This is a genomic window from Variovorax multivorans, assembly GCF_051216835.1.
Lineage (GTDB): Bacteria > Pseudomonadota > Gammaproteobacteria > Burkholderiales > Burkholderiaceae_C > Variovorax.
The window spans coordinates 583,972-598,969 of sequence record NZ_JBPJZL010000001.1 but is presented as its reverse complement, the minus strand read 5'-3'; the positions used below and the strand labels follow the sequence as shown (position 1 = coordinate 598,969).

The 14,998-nt window shown below is 67.9% G+C and carries 13 protein-coding genes and 1 pseudogene; 5 read left to right on the top strand and 9 right to left on the bottom strand.

Translation table 11 applies throughout. The features are described from left to right. Window positions 1–60 precede the first annotated feature (60 nt). The 3 genes and pseudogenes from ACSFCA_RS02820 to ACSFCA_RS02810 all read right to left on the bottom strand — a co-directional run. Window positions 61–831, bottom strand: a complete 771-nt coding sequence (locus ACSFCA_RS02820) for a class I SAM-dependent methyltransferase (RefSeq protein WP_435458543.1) — start codon at window positions 829–831, stop codon at window positions 61–63. Window positions 832–836: 5 nt separating this feature from the next. Next, the gene (locus ACSFCA_RS02815; protein WP_435458542.1) at window positions 837–2,591 is read right to left on the bottom strand and encodes an IlvD/Edd family dehydratase; all 1,755 of its coding nucleotides are present in this window, start codon (window positions 2,589–2,591) and stop codon (window positions 837–839) included. An 87-nt stretch (window positions 2,592–2,678) separates the two neighbouring features. Next, a pseudogene (locus ACSFCA_RS02810) lies at window positions 2,679–2,801 on the bottom strand (macro domain-containing protein); the annotation flags it as partial. Between the two features lie 156 nt (window positions 2,802–2,957). Between ACSFCA_RS02810 and ACSFCA_RS02805 the strand changes: the two are divergent. After that, the gene (locus ACSFCA_RS02805) at window positions 2,958–3,947 is read left to right on the top strand and encodes a sialic acid TRAP transporter substrate-binding protein SiaP (protein ID WP_435458541.1); all 990 of its coding nucleotides are present in this window, start codon (window positions 2,958–2,960) and stop codon (window positions 3,945–3,947) included. Here the strand turns inward: ACSFCA_RS02805 and ACSFCA_RS02800 are convergent. From ACSFCA_RS02800 to ACSFCA_RS02790, 3 genes are all read right to left on the bottom strand, one after another. Further along, window positions 3,944–5,353, bottom strand: coding sequence for a GTPase/DUF3482 domain-containing protein (locus ACSFCA_RS02800; protein ID WP_435458540.1), 1,410 nt, complete (start codon window positions 5,351–5,353; stop codon window positions 3,944–3,946). The genes ACSFCA_RS02805 and ACSFCA_RS02800 overlap by 4 nt on opposite strands. Further along, on the bottom strand, window positions 5,350–6,747 hold the full coding sequence (locus tag ACSFCA_RS02795) for a DUF2868 domain-containing protein (protein WP_435458539.1): 1,398 nt from the start codon (window positions 6,745–6,747) through the stop codon (window positions 5,350–5,352). Before ACSFCA_RS02795 ends, ACSFCA_RS02800 begins: the two co-directional genes overlap by 4 nt. A gap of 351 nt (window positions 6,748–7,098) precedes the next feature. Next, window positions 7,099–7,701 (bottom strand): TetR/AcrR family transcriptional regulator, encoded by a 603-nt coding sequence (locus ACSFCA_RS02790; RefSeq protein WP_435458538.1) that lies wholly within the window; start codon window positions 7,699–7,701, stop codon window positions 7,099–7,101. A gap of 57 nt (window positions 7,702–7,758) precedes the next feature. On the opposite strand from ACSFCA_RS02790, the gene ACSFCA_RS02785 reads away from it, so the two are divergent. Further along, entirely contained in the window at window positions 7,759–8,202 is a 444-nt protein-coding gene (locus ACSFCA_RS02785; RefSeq protein WP_258354260.1) for a VOC family protein, read from the top strand. Between the two features lie 7 nt (window positions 8,203–8,209). Here the strand turns inward: ACSFCA_RS02785 and ACSFCA_RS02780 are convergent, their stop codons facing one another. Next, a complete protein-coding gene (locus ACSFCA_RS02780; protein ID WP_258354261.1) occupies window positions 8,210–10,066 on the bottom strand; it encodes an ABC transporter ATP-binding protein in 1,857 nt (618 codons plus the stop codon). Window positions 10,067–10,087: 21 nt separating this feature from the next. Continuing rightward, window positions 10,088–11,032, bottom strand: a complete 945-nt coding sequence (locus ACSFCA_RS02775) for a LysR family transcriptional regulator (RefSeq protein ID WP_435458536.1) — start codon at window positions 11,030–11,032, stop codon at window positions 10,088–10,090. Window positions 11,033–11,143: 111 nt separating this feature from the next. Here ACSFCA_RS02775 and ACSFCA_RS02770 point away from each other — a divergent pair, with 111 nt between their 5' ends. Further along, complete coding sequence (locus ACSFCA_RS02770; RefSeq protein ID WP_435458535.1) at window positions 11,144–11,977, top strand: DODA-type extradiol aromatic ring-opening family dioxygenase; 834 nt, start codon at window positions 11,144–11,146, stop codon at window positions 11,975–11,977. Window positions 11,978–11,979: 2 nt separating this feature from the next. Here the strand turns inward: ACSFCA_RS02770 and ACSFCA_RS02765 are convergent, their stop codons facing one another. Continuing rightward, window positions 11,980–13,437 (bottom strand): glycosyltransferase family 2 protein, encoded by a 1,458-nt coding sequence (locus ACSFCA_RS02765; RefSeq protein ID WP_435458534.1) that lies wholly within the window; start codon window positions 13,435–13,437, stop codon window positions 11,980–11,982. Window positions 13,438–13,580: 143 nt separating this feature from the next. On the opposite strand from ACSFCA_RS02765, the gene ACSFCA_RS02760 reads away from it, so the two are divergent. Together ACSFCA_RS02760 and ACSFCA_RS02755 are read left to right on the top strand one after the other, a co-directional pair. After that, window positions 13,581–14,141, top strand: coding sequence for a cytochrome b (locus ACSFCA_RS02760; RefSeq protein ID WP_435458533.1), 561 nt, complete (start codon window positions 13,581–13,583; stop codon window positions 14,139–14,141). Next, window positions 14,138–14,998: an alpha/beta fold hydrolase gene (locus tag ACSFCA_RS02755; protein WP_258354266.1), complete on the top strand. Its 861-nt coding sequence runs from the start codon at window positions 14,138–14,140 to the stop codon at window positions 14,996–14,998. The genes ACSFCA_RS02760 and ACSFCA_RS02755 overlap by 4 nt, the downstream gene beginning before the upstream one ends.

The window sequence follows — 14,998 nt, the reverse complement described above, 5'->3', positions numbered from 1 at the left end:
CTAGGTTTGCCCCATGACGGGACAGTGACCGGCGCTCGCTCCCCGAAGCCGCGCGCAGGCTCAGGGCCGCGTGCCCACCAGCACTGGCTGGAAGAATGCGCCGTCGATGCGCCGAACGTCCTGCAGCCCCGCTTCCCGCATGAGCTCGCACAGCCGCGTCGTCGATATGGCGTAGTAGCGCGAGCGCATCACGCGCGTGCTCACGGCATGCGCGGCGAGGTCTTCCGTGACGAAGAAGAAGCCAAGGTCGTAGTGCTCGCCCGTGCCCCCGTCATCGAAGTCCCAGACCTGGAACAGCACATGGCGCTGTCCGTTCTCCACGCGCGCGCCGTAGTGCTTCACGAGGTTGCTGCCGCGCTCTTCCTTCGCATAGTCGCGCACGCTGACGACGCAGCCGCCACCCGGGCGCAGGCAGGCGGTCATCTGACGCAAGGCGGTCAGCAGGTCGGCGTCGGTCTGCAGATGCGGCATTGAGTTGTCGCAGGACATGACGACGTCGAAGCCGCCGCCGTGATGTGTGTGCGCCTCGCGCATGTCGCACACCGAGAAAGCGATGTCGAGGCCGCGCAGTTTCGCTTCATTCCGCGCGCGTTCGATCTCGTTGGCCGACAGGTCGGAGGCCGTCACCACATGGCCGAGCGCCGCGAGCCCGAGCGTTTGCGTGCCGATGCCGCATGAAACGTCGAGCACCTTGCGATGTGCGCCACCACCGGGCCATTCGGCCTCGAAGAGCTGAGAGAGCTTGTCGCCCTGCAGGCGGATGCTCTCGCTCCAGTCCGGATAGATCAGGTGATAGAGCGGTGCGAGCTCGTCGTAGAAATCGTCGGTCATGCGCTTTATCGTGGCACCTTGCCCACGGTGTTCGGCGCCCGGAGAAAGTCGAAGTCCACGCCCTTGTCGGCCTGCATCACGGTCTGCAGGAACAGCTTCTTGTAGCCGCGCTCGGCGGTGGGTTCGACCACCGTCGTCTCTTCCGCGCGGCGCGCCAGTTCTTCGTCCGTCACCAGCAGTGAGATCTCGCGCTTGGCCACGCTGAGCCTGATGCAGTCGCCGCTGCGCACATACGCCAGAGGCCCGCCGATGGCCGACTCGGGCGTCACGTGCAGCACGATGGTGCCGAAAGCCGTGCCGCTCATGCGACCGTCGGAGATGCGCACGATGTCTTTCACGCCGGCACGCGCAAGCTTGCGTGGAATCGGGATGTAGCCCGCCTCGGGCATGCCCGGCGCGCCCTTGGGCCCGATGTTCTTGAGCACCAGCACGTCTTGCGGCGTGACGTCGAGCGCGTCGCTGTCGATGCGCTGCACCAGGTCTTCGGCGTTCTCGAAGACCACGGCGCGGCCCTCGTGCTCCATCAGCGCCGGGTCGGCGGCCGATTGTTTGATGATCGCGCCGCCCGGCGCCAGGTTGCCCCACAGCACCGCGATGCCGCCCTGCGGATAGATCGGCTGGCTGGCGGGCCGCACCACGTCCTGCCTGAAGCCCGGCCCGGCGCGCTCGATTTCCTCGCCGAGCGTGCGGCCCGTGACCGTGAGCGCATCGAGGTGCAGCAGCGGCTTGAGTTCGCGTAGCAGCGTGGCCATGCCACCAGCGGCGTGGAAGTCTTCCATGTAGTGCTGGCCCGAGGGCTTCAGGTCGAGCAGCACCGGCGTCTCGCGGCCCATGCGGTCGAGCGCGAGCAGGTCGATGTCCAGACCCATGCGGCCGGCGATGGCCGCGAGGTGCACGATGCCGTTGGTCGAGCCGCCGATGGCCAGCAGCACGCGCATCGCGTTCTCGAAGGCGGCGGGGGTCAGCACCTTGTCGATGGTGAGGCGGTCGCGAGCGATCTGCACGGCCTGCGCGCCGGTCTGCTCGGCAATGCGGATGCGGTCGGCCGTGACTGCCGGCGGCGAGGCGCCGCCCGGCATCGTCATGCCCAGCGCCTCGGCAATGCAGGCCATGGTGCTGGCCGTGCCCATCACCGAGCAGGTGCCCACGCTCGCGACCAGCTGGTTGTTGACGTCTGCGGTTTCCTCGGCGTCGATCTCGCCCGCGCGGTACCTGCCCCAGTAGCGCCGGCAGTCGGTGCAGGCGCCCACGCGTTCGCCGCGATGGCTGCCCGTGAGCATCGAGCCGGTGATGAGCTGGATCGACGGCAGGCCCGCGGAGGCTGCGCCCATGAGCTGCGCCGGCACGGTCTTGTCGCAGCCGCCGATGAGCACCACGGCGTCCATGGGCTGCGCGCGCACCATCTCCTCGGTGTCCATCGACATCAGGTTGCGCAGGTACATGCTGGTCGGCGCGGCGAAGCTCTCGTGCACCGAGATGGTCGGAAAGTCCATCGGCAGGCCGCCCGCGAGCATCACGCCGCGCTTGACGGCCTCGATGAGCTGCGGCGCGTTGCCATGGCAGGGGTTGTAGGCGCTGCCGGTGTTGGCGATGCCGACCACGGGGCGGTCGAGCGCCGCATCGGTGTAGCCCGCGCCCTTGATGAAGGCCTTGCGCAGGAAGAGCGAGAAGCCGCGGTCGCCGTAGCTGGTCAGGCCCTTGCGCATGCCCGCGTTGCTGTTGTCGGTGTTGTCGTCGGGCTCGAAGGGGGATTCGGACATCGGGCGTGGGTTTGTTGTTCGTCGGAACTGGTATTTGACTCGCTGACAGCTTTTCTGGCTTTTCTTTCAGCGCGCGCCTTCGGCCAGTCCGGCCGCGCGGTGGATCGCGCCGTCCACTCCGCCGCCGCCGAGCAGCGATGAGTTGGCGGCGTTGACGATGGCGTCGACTCGAAGGGTGGTCGTCATGGTTCGGTGGCTCGGGGCTGGCATCGTAGGCGCGCGGGCCGGAGTCGGGCAAACCCGCTTTCGATGTTTGTTGCAAATATTTACGATTCCCGGGTCGGGCGCATTGTGCCCGGCGTCCGCCGGCTGCCATGGCGTCGATCTTGCATACGGCCGGACTGTTCTCAACCCGAGGGAGAGTCGATGAAAAGCTTGTTGCCATGGCACCGCGCCGGTGTTCTTTGCATGGCGCTCGCAGGGGCGATGTCCGCCCATGCGCAGGTGCTGCAGTTCAAGTGGGGGCATATCTACGAGCCCACGAGCATCTTCCACCAGCAGGCCGAGCTGGCGGCGCGCAAGATCGCCGAGCAATCCGACGGCAAGATCAAGATCGAGGTGGTGCCGTCTTCCAAGCTGGGGCAGGAGGGCGACTTTCCGCTGATGCTGGCGAACGACTCGGTGCAGATCGCCTACGTCGGGCAGGCCACGCTGGCCGAGGGCTATCCGCCGCTGAGCCTGGGGAGCTATCCCTTTGCTTTCAAAGACCTCGACCACATGCGCAAGTACCTGGCGAGCCCGCTGCTGGCCGACCTGATGAAGGGCTACAACGAAAGAAGCGGCAACCGCATGGTGGCCGCCGTGTACTACGGCGCGCGCCAGGTCACGTCGTCCAAGCCGCTGGCCAAGCCCGAAGACTTCCGCGACCTGCGCCTGTACGTGCCCGCTGCCGCGGCCTACCAGCTGTTTGCCACCGCGCTCGACGCCAAGCCGGTGACGCTGCCCTTCATGAGCCTCTACAGCTCGCTCAAGAAGAACGAGGTGGAGGCGCAGGAAAACCCGCTGGACATCGTCAAGTCGAAGAAGCTCTACGAAGTTCAGAAGTACGTGCTGCTGACGGCGCACGTCTACGACACGCTGGGCATCGTCATCGGCAAGGCGGCCTGGGCCAGGCTCGCGCCGCAGCAGCAGGCGATGGTGGAGAAGGTGCTCGTGGAAACCGCGAAGTGGACCAACGTTGGCGTGATCGCCGGCGAACTCGAAGACGAGAAATTCCTGCGCGACAAGGGCATGACCGTGGCGCCGGTCAACCGGCAGCTTTTCCTGGAGCGGATCGTCAAGCGCTCGACGCCCGAGCAGGCGGGGGCGCGGCCGGGTGACTACGCAAAGCTGCAGGCGCTGGCAGGGGCGAATTAAGGCGCTTCGAAAGCGCGCAGCAACGCCTGCGACAGGTCGGCCACGAGCGCTTCGCGCTGCGGCGAGGGGCGCCAGAAACTGCGCGTTGCGATGCCGCTGGCTTCCCACTCGGGATGGTTGCGCGCCGGCTGCACGCCACGCACGGCAGCTGCTGCGGCTCGCGTGGGAGCGTCGCCGTCCTCGGGCGACTCGGCGGCGATGCGCTGCGTGGCCGCATGGCCGCGCTGCTCCAGCGCCTGCGTGAGCTTCAACTGCCACGCGACCAGCGTGAACAGCACACCGTCTTCCACGGTGAGTTCGTGCACGTCGCGCAGCTTGTTGGCCAGCTTGCGGCCGAGCGGCCCCCAGCCCTGCGACACCGCACCGCCGATGGCGCCACCCAGCGCCGCGCCCGCGCCGAGCGAGATGCCGGCCACGGCCAGGTCGGCCACCACACCCACTGCCGCGCCGATGACCGCGCCCTTGCCGAGGCGCAGGCCCGCGTCCTTCATGGCCTCGGGGCTGAAGAAGTCGAGCGTCCAGCGGCCTTCGATCATCGGCAGCGGGGCCTCGTCGGCATCGCCCTGGCGAAAGCCGTAGAGCGCGAGCAGATCGTCGGTGCAGCGCTGGGCTTTGTCGAACACGGCCTTCTGAAGCGCGGCGACGAGCGCCTGGCGGCGCGCGGTGTCAGCGAACTCGGTGGACGACACCGTGCGGCGCACCGCGGCGGCATCGACCAGCAGGGCGGCGATGCGCGTGCAGGCGGACTGGCGGCGCTGCGCCGCTTCGTCGGCCAGTGCATCGACCACTCCGCGCAGCAGATCGCGGCGTTCGCGCAGCAGCGTGGCGAGGTCGTTGTACAGGTCCTGCTCGGCGCCGACGAAAGGGGCCGCGGCATCGAAGCGCACCTGCACATGCAGGCCGTAGGCCGAGAGCAGCTCCTTCCACGCCGGCTCACGGCTGGCGGCATCGCGCACGAAATTCAGCACCGGCAGCACGGGGCGCGCGCAGGAGTTGAGCAGCTCGATCTCGTCGCGGAACTTGGGCAGCACTGGCTCGCGCACGTCGATGACGAGAAAGGCCGCGTCGATGTCGAGCATGGTGCGCAGTACCTTGGCCTCCTGCTCGAACACGCCATGGGCCTCGGGGCCCTGCAGAAACTGGCGGATGCGGTCGGGTGGCGTCGCCTGCGCATCGAAGCCGGCAAGGTGCTCGCGCAATGCGACGGCGTCCTCGAGGCCCGGCGTGTCGAAGAAGCGCACGGCGGTTTCGCCGTTGACGTCGAGGTCGACCGATTCGACATGGCGCGTGGTGCCGGGGCGCTGCGACACCTCGCCGAAGCCGATGCGCCGCGTGAGCGTGCGCAGCAGCGAGGTCTTGCCCGCGTTGGTGTGCCCGACGACGGCGATGCGGATGGGTTGCGTCATGGAACGATGGCGCTTTCTGGCAGGGCGATGTCCAGGCGGTCGCTGGCGGTGATGCGTTCCAGGCCGGTGTCGCGCAGCCAGTCGAGCCAACGTTGAGTAGCGCTCGCGCCCGGTGCGTCGGCCAGCCACAGGCGGCATTCGCCGCAATGCGCCAGCACTTCGCGCAGGAAGCGCTCGGTGCCGCGGTCGGGGCTCGATGCGGCGTGGCACACCAGCAGCACCGTGCGCGGATGGGTATGGGTCAACTGGTCGAGCAAGGCGCGGCGCGCAGGGGCGCTGCCGTCGATGCGCTGCACCTGCGTTGCGATACCGGTGGGCAGGGCGGCTGGAGGCCAGAGCATGTCGGGCGGCAGTTCGAAGCCGACGACGAAGAGGGCGTCTTGCAGTTCCGAGGCCGGCAGGCCCGTGGGCAGGGCACCGCGCGTGCGGCCCGGATCGGCATCGACGATGGCCGCAGGCGCCAACGCGGCGAAGCGGGCCAGCAGCTTGCGGTAGTAGGGCTCGCGCCAGTCGGGCTGCAGCGCCTTGCGGCGGCGCTTCCAGACGAAGGCGCTCAGCAGCACGAGCGCGACGCGCGGCAGCAGCCCGTAGACGACGATGCAGCCGGTCAGCCACAGCGCCCATGTGCGCTGGCCTGCGGCGCCAGGGGCAGCGGCCAGTACGGTGGCGGCATCGGGCACAGGAAAGCCGAGCTTCGCAGGCGCCCAGCCCAGCATCTGCACCGCGCGCACGAAGAAGTCTGGGTCAAGAATGGTCGTCTCCCAGCTCAGCGTGTAGCTGCGAAACGCGAGCGCGAACAGCATCGCGGCCAGCACCACCGCAAACGACAGCGACCAGATGCCGTGGCTCACCAGCCCGAAGGCCCACGGCAGCAGCTTCGCGCGAGACAGCAGCCCCGTGGCCGCACGCACCAGCACCGGCGCCTGACCGCGCTTGCCGCCCGCCACGCGCGCAGTGAGCGACAGCCAGATCCAGCCGAGTGATGCCGTATTGAACGAGCCGAGCGGCATCCACAGGCCAACGAGCCACAGCAGCAGCGTGAGCGCGTGCAGGCCCAGCAGGCTCACGAGCGCGACGATCACGTTGATGTGGCGCTCGCCGCCGCCGACCACGTTGCCCGCCAGCCCGAGGCCGGCCATGACGATCAGCGCCACCAGCCCGAGCAGCACCCACGGCGCCCACTGCCGGGCGCGTGCGAGTTCAGGCTGCAGGCCGATGCGCTCGCCGAGCTGGAGCGCGCGTTCGGTGATTTGCCCGTGGGCATCGGCTGTGCGCGACGCCGCGGTGCGCAGGGCTTGTGCGTCGTCGAGTGGGCCGTTCTGTTCGGTCCATCGGATCGCCTCGGTGATCACCGCATCCGGAAAAGCAGATTCGCGCAGCGCGGTGTTGGTCAACAGGGTCCCTTCGCAGCCAATCGGTCAATGAGGCCCCGCATGGCGCCGGGGCGCGCAAATTATGCCCGGCAAGCTTCGGGCGGCCACGACGAGAAACGGGGCCGCAAGCGGCCCCGTTCTGCATGGTGCGGAGGTCGTTGGTGCGTGCCCGGTTTCAGCGAAGGCCGAAGAACGAAAGCACGGCTACGACTACCACGACCAGACCGACGATGTAGATGATGGAATTCACGCGAAGACTCCTCTGGGTTGAAGATAAGTCCAGCATTGCGCCGCGTTTGCGGCATCACTGTCGGCAGGGGGCGGCGTGCGATGTAGGCGCGTGCGAAGCATCGGCCCACGACATGTCCCGCATCAGCGCTTCCTGACCGGGCTGAGCGCTCGCTCGAGCAGCCATAGCATCGCCGTGCGGGTTTCCTCTACGTCCGCGCCTGCGTCGATGGCCAGCGCGGCCCGGTCGAAGGCCGCCGCGAGCAGCGGGGTCAGGGCGTCGAGCGACACCTCGCCCTTGCCCAGGCCGGCGCGCTCCAGCCCCTGTCGCAGCGACTTCGCCGAGGTCGCGTCGTCCATGGCCATGACTTCGGCCATGCCCAGCACCGCCGGCCCGTCGATCAGCAGCAGCCGCGTGCGGCCCGGCGCCGTCATCGCGTTCAGATAGGCCTTGCTGCCTTCGAGCAGCGCCTCGCGCGGCGAGAGCTGCTCGGGCGTGGCCACCTCGATGTCGGCGGCCACGGCTTCGCCTTCGCGCAGCAGCACTTGGCGGAACAGGTCGCGCTTGTCGACGAAGTGGTGGTACAGCGCGCCTCGGGTGATGCCGGCGGCCGTCGCAATCTCCGGCGTCGAGGTGTCGCCGTAGCCCTTGCCCACGAACAGAGCGCGCGCGGCCTCGATCAGCGCAAGGCGCGTGGTTTCCGTGCGTTCACGGTTGGTTCGGGCTGGAGTGGGTGAATCGGCCATTTACATACAGTCTGTCTGTAAGTTATATTCAAAATTTACATGCAGCCTGTATGTTAAATGAAAGGATCCATCGTGAAAGTGACGAGCTACTACCCCGTTCTCATGACCAACGACGTCGCGGGAACGGCGAACTTCTACCAGGCGCACTTCGGCTTCACGCCGCTGTTCACGAGCGACTGGTATGTGCACCTGCAACTGGCGGACGAGCCCTCGGTGAATCTCGCCGTGCTCGACGGCCGGCATGAAACCATTCCGGCCGCCGCGCGCGGGCAGGTGGCTGGCGGCACGCTCTTGAACTTCGAGGTGGACGACCCCGACGCGGTGCACGACCGGCTGAAGGCCGCCGGCCTGCCGATCCTTCTGCCGCTGCGCGACGAGGCGTTCGGCCAGCGCCACTTCATCACGCGCGACCCGAACGGCGTGCTGATCGACATCATCAAGCCGATCCCGCCGAGCGGGGAGTTCGTTGCGCAGTACGAGGCCGGCGCGCTGCCGACCTGATGGCGGATCAGGCGCGCAGGGCTTCGTCTTCTTCCAGGCTGTCGCCCAGGAAGCCGCCGCTCTGGTGTGCCCACAGCCGCGCATACAGGCCGCCTTGCGCCATCAGCGTGCGGTGGTCGCCTTCTTCCACCACGCGGCCTTCGTCGAGCACGATGAGCCGGTCCATCGCGGCGATGGTCGACAGCCGGTGCGCGATCGCGATCACGGTCTTGCCTTCCATCAGCGTGTAAAGGCTTTGCTGGATGGCCGCTTCGACTTCCGAGTCGAGCGCGCTGGTGGCTTCGTCGAGCAGCAGGATCGGCGCGTCCTTCAGCATCACGCGCGCGATGGCCACGCGCTGACGTTGGCCACCCGAGAGCTTCACGCCGCGCTCGCCCACATGCGCCTCGTAGCCGCGACGCCCGCTCGCGTCGCCCAGCGTCTGGATGAAGTCGTGCGCTTCCGCACGCCCGGCCGCCGCCTCGATCTGCTCGTGCGTGGCGTCGGGCCGGCCGTAGGCGATGTTGTCGGCCACGGAGCGGTGCATCAGAGAGGTGTCTTGCGTGACCATGCCGATGTGGCTGCGCAGCGAGTCCTGAGTGACATGCGCAATGTCCTGCCCGTCGATCAGGATGCGGCCGCTCTCCAGGTCGTGGAAGCGCAGCAGCAGGTTCACCAGCGTCGACTTGCCCGCGCCCGAGCGGCCGACAAGGCCGATCTTCTCGCCGGGCTTTACCGTCAGGTTCAGGTCGTCGATCACGCGGCGGCCGGCGTCGGCGTAGCGGAAGCTCGCATGCTCGAAGCGCACCTCGCCGCGCGGCACGTCGAGCACCGTGGCATCGGCCGCGTCGAGCACGGTGCGTGGGCGCGACAGCGTCTTCATGCCGTCCTGCACGGTGCCGATGTTTTCGAACAGGCTGGTCATTTCCCACATGATCCAGTGCGACATGCCCTGCAGCCGCAGCGCCATCGCCGTGGCCGCAGCCACCGCACCCACGCCGACCGTGCCGTGCGACCACAGCCACAGCGCCACACCCGCCATGCCGGCCGTAAGGCCCATGCTCAGCGTGTGGTTGACGATTTCGAAGGCGCTCACCAGGCGCATCTGGCCGTAGCCGGTCTTCATGAACTCGCGCATCGCGTCGCGCGCGAAGCCGGCCTCGCGCTGCGTGTGCGAGAACAGCTTGACGGTCGCGATGTTGGTGTAGGCGTCGGTCACGCGGCCGGTCATCATCGCGCGGGCGTCGGCCTGTGCCTTGCCGACCTTGCCCAGGCGCGGCACGAAGTACACCAGCGAGCCGATGTACAGCGCCAGCCAGATGATGAAGGGCCACACCAGCTGCGCGTCGAGCACGCCCACCAGGATGATCATGGTGGCCACGTACACGCCCATGGCCACCAGCACGTCGGCCAGCACGAACACCGTGTCGCGCACCGCGAGCGCGGTCTGCATCACCTTGGCCGTGATGCGGCCAGCGAACTCGTCCTGGTAGAAGGCCATGCTCTGGCCCAGCATCAGCCGGTGGAAGTTCCAGCGCAGGCGCATCGGCAGGTTCACCGCGAGCGTCTGGTGCTTCACGATGGTCTGCAGCGCGACCACGCCGATGCTGATCACCAGGAACGCGGCCAGCCACATGAGCGTGGTGCCGCGGTCTGCCCACAGGCGCGCGGGCACCTGTGGGCCGAGCCAGTCGACGATGCGCCCGAGGATCGCGAACAGCGCCGCCTCGAAGATCGACATGACGGCGGTGAGCGCCGCCATCGCCCCGATCTTGCCGCGCACGCCATGCGTGCAGGCCCAGAGAAAGGCGAGAAAGCCCTGCGGCGGCAACGTGGGTTCGGCGGCGGGGTACGGGTGGAGTAGTTTTTCGAAGAAGCGGAACAAGGACTGAGTCTCCCGGAGAGCTCAGGACTTTAGCCGCGCCTGCATGACCTTGCCCCGAAAAGGTGCGTTCGGTGGCGCATCCAGGCCCAGCCGCTCGCCCATGAAGTCGATGAAAGTACGCAGCTTGGGCGACATGTACTGCCTGCTGGTGTACACCGCGAAGAGCGTGACGGGCGTTGACTCGAACTCCGGCAGCAGCCGCACCAGCCGGCCCTGCGCGATGTCGTCGTCGATCAGCCACAGCGGCATGAAGGCAATGCCCATGTCCGCGTGCACCGCATGCAGCGTGAGCGTGGTGTCGTCGGAGCGCATGGCCGGTGCCAGCCGCAGCGGAAACATCCGCCCGCCCGGGCCCTTGAGCGCGAGGTTGTCCAGGTTCACGTAGCTCGGCACGATGGCGCCCAGCTTCGCGAGGTCGGCCGGCACGGCTGGCACGCCACCCATGCGCTTCAGGTAGGCCGGCGTGCCCGCCAGGAAGAAGGGCACGCGGCACAGCGGCCGGGCGATCAATGCGGGCGAGGGTTCCTGCGTGGCGCGCAAGGCCAGGTCGTAGCCGTCGGCCGCGAGATCGACCTTGCGGTTTTCCAGGTGCATGTCGACCAGCACCTCCGGGTACTTCTCGCGGTAGTCGGCCAGCACCCGCGCGAAACGCGGTGTGGCGCACCACACGGGCGCGCTCACCTTGAGCTGGCCGCGCGGTGTGTCGTGCGTCTGGCCGATGGCGGCTTCGGCCGCGTCGAGCAGATCGAGCGCGCGGCGGCTCTGTTCGTACCAGGCGGTGCCGGCCTCGGTCAGGCTCAGGTGGCGACTGGAGCGGTGCAGCAGCCGCGCACCGAGCGACTTCTCGAGCTGCGCTACATGCTTGCTGGCCATTGGCGGCGACATGTTCAGCCGCTCGGCCGCAGCCACGAAACTGCCCGCCTCCACGACTTCGCGGAACACCCGCAGGCTGGTCATCCGGTCCATGTGAACACCCTTCAAGCTTTCCTGTGAGGAACTGATTCGATGCATCGTAGCTTGTCGATTTCCCGGCAGGAAATGTCTACAGTCGATGCAACGCTTTCAAGGAGCATCGGCTTGACCCACGACAACACCATCGCGAACGACACTTCGCGCCTGCCCACGTACTTCATCTCGCACGGCGGCGGCCCCTGGCCCTGGATGAAGAAGGAAATGGGCCCGACCTACGACCAGCTCGCCGCTTCGCTGGCCGACATGCCGCGCCAGATCGGCCGCACGCCCAGTGCCATCCTCATGGTGTCGGCGCATTGGGAGGCGCCCGCCTTCACGGTGCAGGGCAACCCCAAGCCGCCGATGATCTACGACTACGGCGGCTTCCCGGCCCATACCTACGAGGTGCACTACGACTCGCCCGGCTCGCCCGAACTCGCGCAGCGCGTGCAGTCGCTGATCGCTGCCGCCGGCCTGCCGGTGCAGATCGACCCCGAGCGCGGCTACGACCACGGCATGTTCGCGCCGATGGCCGCGATGTACCCGAACGCCGACGTGCCCGTGGTGCAACTGTCGCTGCGGCGCGGGCTCGACCCGGCCGAGCATCTGGCACTGGGCCGTGCACTCGCACCGCTGCGCGATGAGAACGTGCTGATCGTCGGCAGCGGGCTGAGCTATCACAACCTGCGCAACTTCGGTCCGCAGGCACATGGTGTGTCGAAGGCTTTCGACGACTGGCTCGATGCGGCGGTGGTGAAGAGCTCCGCTGGCGAGCGCAGCGCGCAGTTGCTCGACTGGGACTCAGCTCCCGCGGCGCGCATGGCGCATCCGCGTGAAGAGCATCTGATTCCGTTGATGGTGGCCGTCGGGGCGGCCGAGGCAGATGCTGGCGAGCGTGTGTATCACGAAGACGCTTTCATGGGCGGCTTGGTGGTCTCCAGCTTCCGCTTCGGCACGTAGAGCTAACCGCGCCGCACGCCATCGGCATCGACAAGCCCCACGCGCGTCTGCCGCCCCCACGTGCCGCGTCCCGTCAGGAATGTCCACCACCCCCACGCCGCACCCGTGTGGCGCAGGATCTGGAAGGTGAAGGGCTCGATCAGCGCGGCCATGAAGGCTTGCGCCATGTTCGCCTCGCTGCTGTGGCCGATCCAGCGCCGGTACAGGTACACCGACCACAGGTGAAAGGCCAGGTCGAGCACGATCTTCGCGCCGATCACGCCGGCCACTGGCGCGAGCACGCCGAAGTTGCCGCGCACCAGATACATCAGCAGCAATCCGAATGCGGCCAGCCCGTAGAGCGGTTGCAGCGTGTCGATGGCCTTCACCGGCAGCATCGCGACGCCGAGCCAGCCGTAGCGCTTGTCGCCGACCATTGCGCGGTACCAGAACTGCGTTTGCAGGAAACCACCGAACCAGCGGCGGCGCTGGCGCAAGAAGGCACCGGTGCTGCTTGGCGCATCGGTGTGCGCCTGTGCGTCGCCCAGCACGCGCACCGTCCACGGCAGGCCGTGCGCCTGCGCATGGCGGTGCAGGCGGTGGATGAGTTCGTAGTCTTCCACCAGGCAGTCGGTGTCGAAGCCGCCCACGGCGCGCACCGCGTCGGTACGGAAGCCGGCGAAGGCGCCGGAGATCAGCAGCAGGCCGTTGACCCGCATCCACGCATAGCGCGAGAGGAAGTTGCGGATGTACTCGTAGGTCTGGAACCACTGGAAGCAGCGCCCCGCCAGCGAGCGGCTGCACACCGGGGTGATGACGCCGGTGGCGGCGACGAGGTTCGGCTCTTCCGAGAAGGCTCGGCGGACGGCGCCGATGGCATGGCTGTCGAGCAGCGTGTCGCCGTCGACCGTGAGCACGGTGTCCGTGTCGATGCACAGGACGGCCGCGTTCAGCGCCACTGCCTTGCCGCCGTGCGGCAGGCGCAGCCAGTAAAGGGAGGGGTGTGTTGCACTGGCAGCGCTCAGCGAACCAAGCTCGGGCGCGACGAGCCCGTAGCGCGTGGTCAGCAGTTCGGCCGTGCCATCGGTCGAACCGTCGTCCGCGATCACGATGCGATCGGGTGCGTCGGTCTGGCCGAGCAGGGCGGCCAGCGTCACGGGCAGCACGGCTGCCTCGTTGTGCGAGGCGACGATCACGCCCAGCGTATTGCGCCTCACCGCGGCCGCAGGGGAAGGCGAGAGTCGTGGGCGCAGGATCGGCAGCGTCATCCAGGCGACGAACAGCAGCAGCACGGTGTCGTACAGCACGTAGGCCACCCCCACCGACCAGGCCCCGACATTGCCGACCTTGAATGCCATGGCAAAGAGCAGTGCCCACAGCACGAGCACGCTCCCATGAATGAGCCAGCTGCGCAGCGGCGTGCTGGGTGGAGACAGGCGCGGCGATGCGGCCACGAAGGCGCTTTGGAGAGGATCGTTCAAGAGAAGGTGCCCGGGCGGCTGTCGGTCGGTGGTTCGTTGTCGATACGCAAAAACTCGGCCTGCGGTTTCGAAAGTCCCAAGGCAAAGCCGGGACAATCGCACGCGTCATCGACTGAGTCGCCCCACGCCCGAAAATTCCCCGCATGCTCGCACAAACCCGCTACACCCGAACCGCCATAGCGCTGCACTGGCTGATAGCCCTGCTCATGGTCGTCAACATCGCCCTGATCCTGCTGGTCGACCACTACCCCGACGACTGGGTGCGCCCGGCCGTCGACACCCACAAGTCGATAGGCATCACGGTGCTGGGCCTGGTGATTTTGCGGCTCCTGTGGCGCGCCACGCACAAGCCGCCGGCCATGCCGGGCTCGTATGGCGCACTCGAACGATTCGCGGCGCATGCCGCCCACGGCGCTCTTTATCTGCTGATGATCCTGCTGCCGCTGTCGGGCTGGATGCACGACTCGGCCTGGAAAGATGCGGACACCCACCCGATGCAGCTCTTCGGCCTGTTCGAATGGCCGCGCATCGGCTGGATCATGGCTATCGAGCCCACCATGAAGGAAACCTGGCACACCGTGCTGGGCGGCGTGCACGTCTGGGCGGGCTATGTGCTTTACGTGCTCTTCGCGCTGCACGTGCTGGGCGCGCTCAAGCACCAGTTTTTTGACGGCGAGGCCGAACTCCAGCGGATGCTGCCATGACCACACAAGAAGAGACCAAGGCCCGCGAGGCCATCGCCCGCATCGACGCGCTGTCGACCCACTACGACCCGGTGCACGAGGGCGTGCGCGTGCGCTGGCGCCGCTTCGGCACCGATACCGCCCGGCCCCCGCTGGTGCTACTGCACGGCGGCCACGGCAGCTGGATGCACTGGCTGCGCAATGCCGAGGCGCTGTCGGCAGGCCGCACGCTGTGGCTGCCCGACATGCCGGGCTTCAACGAGTCCGATGCGCCGCCCCGCGTGGCGCCCGGCGAAGACTCGCTGCCACCACTGCTTGATGCGCTCGGCGGCACGCTCGACCAGCTCATCGGCGCGGGCACGCCCGTCGACCTGGGCGGCTTCTCCTTCGGCGGCTTGACGGCTGCGCGCTTTGCCGTGCGGCGCGGCGCCATCCGCCGCTTCGCGCTCGTAGGCAGCGGCGGCCACGGCACGCTGCGGCGCATGACGGCTCAGATGATCAACTGGCGCGCCGCCCCAGACCGCGAGGCAGAGCGCGCCGCATTGCTGAACAACCTTGCCGCGCTGATGCTGCACGACCCGGCGGCCATCGACGCGCTGGCCTTCGAGATTCATGACATCTCGTGCCATGGCACGCGCTTTCGCAGCAAGGAGGTGTCGCAGTCGGGTGGGCTGCAGCAGGCACTGAATGCGCTGGGCTTGCCCACGCTGCTGCTGTGGGGCGAGTACGACGTCACCGCCGACCCGCGCCCGCTAGTCGCTCGGCTGGTGGCCGAAGGGCCGGGGCGCGAAGGCGTGGTGATCGACGGCGCCGGGCACTGGGCGCAGTACGAGCGTGCCGACGAAGTCAATGCGCGACTGCTGGAGTTCTTTCGCTGA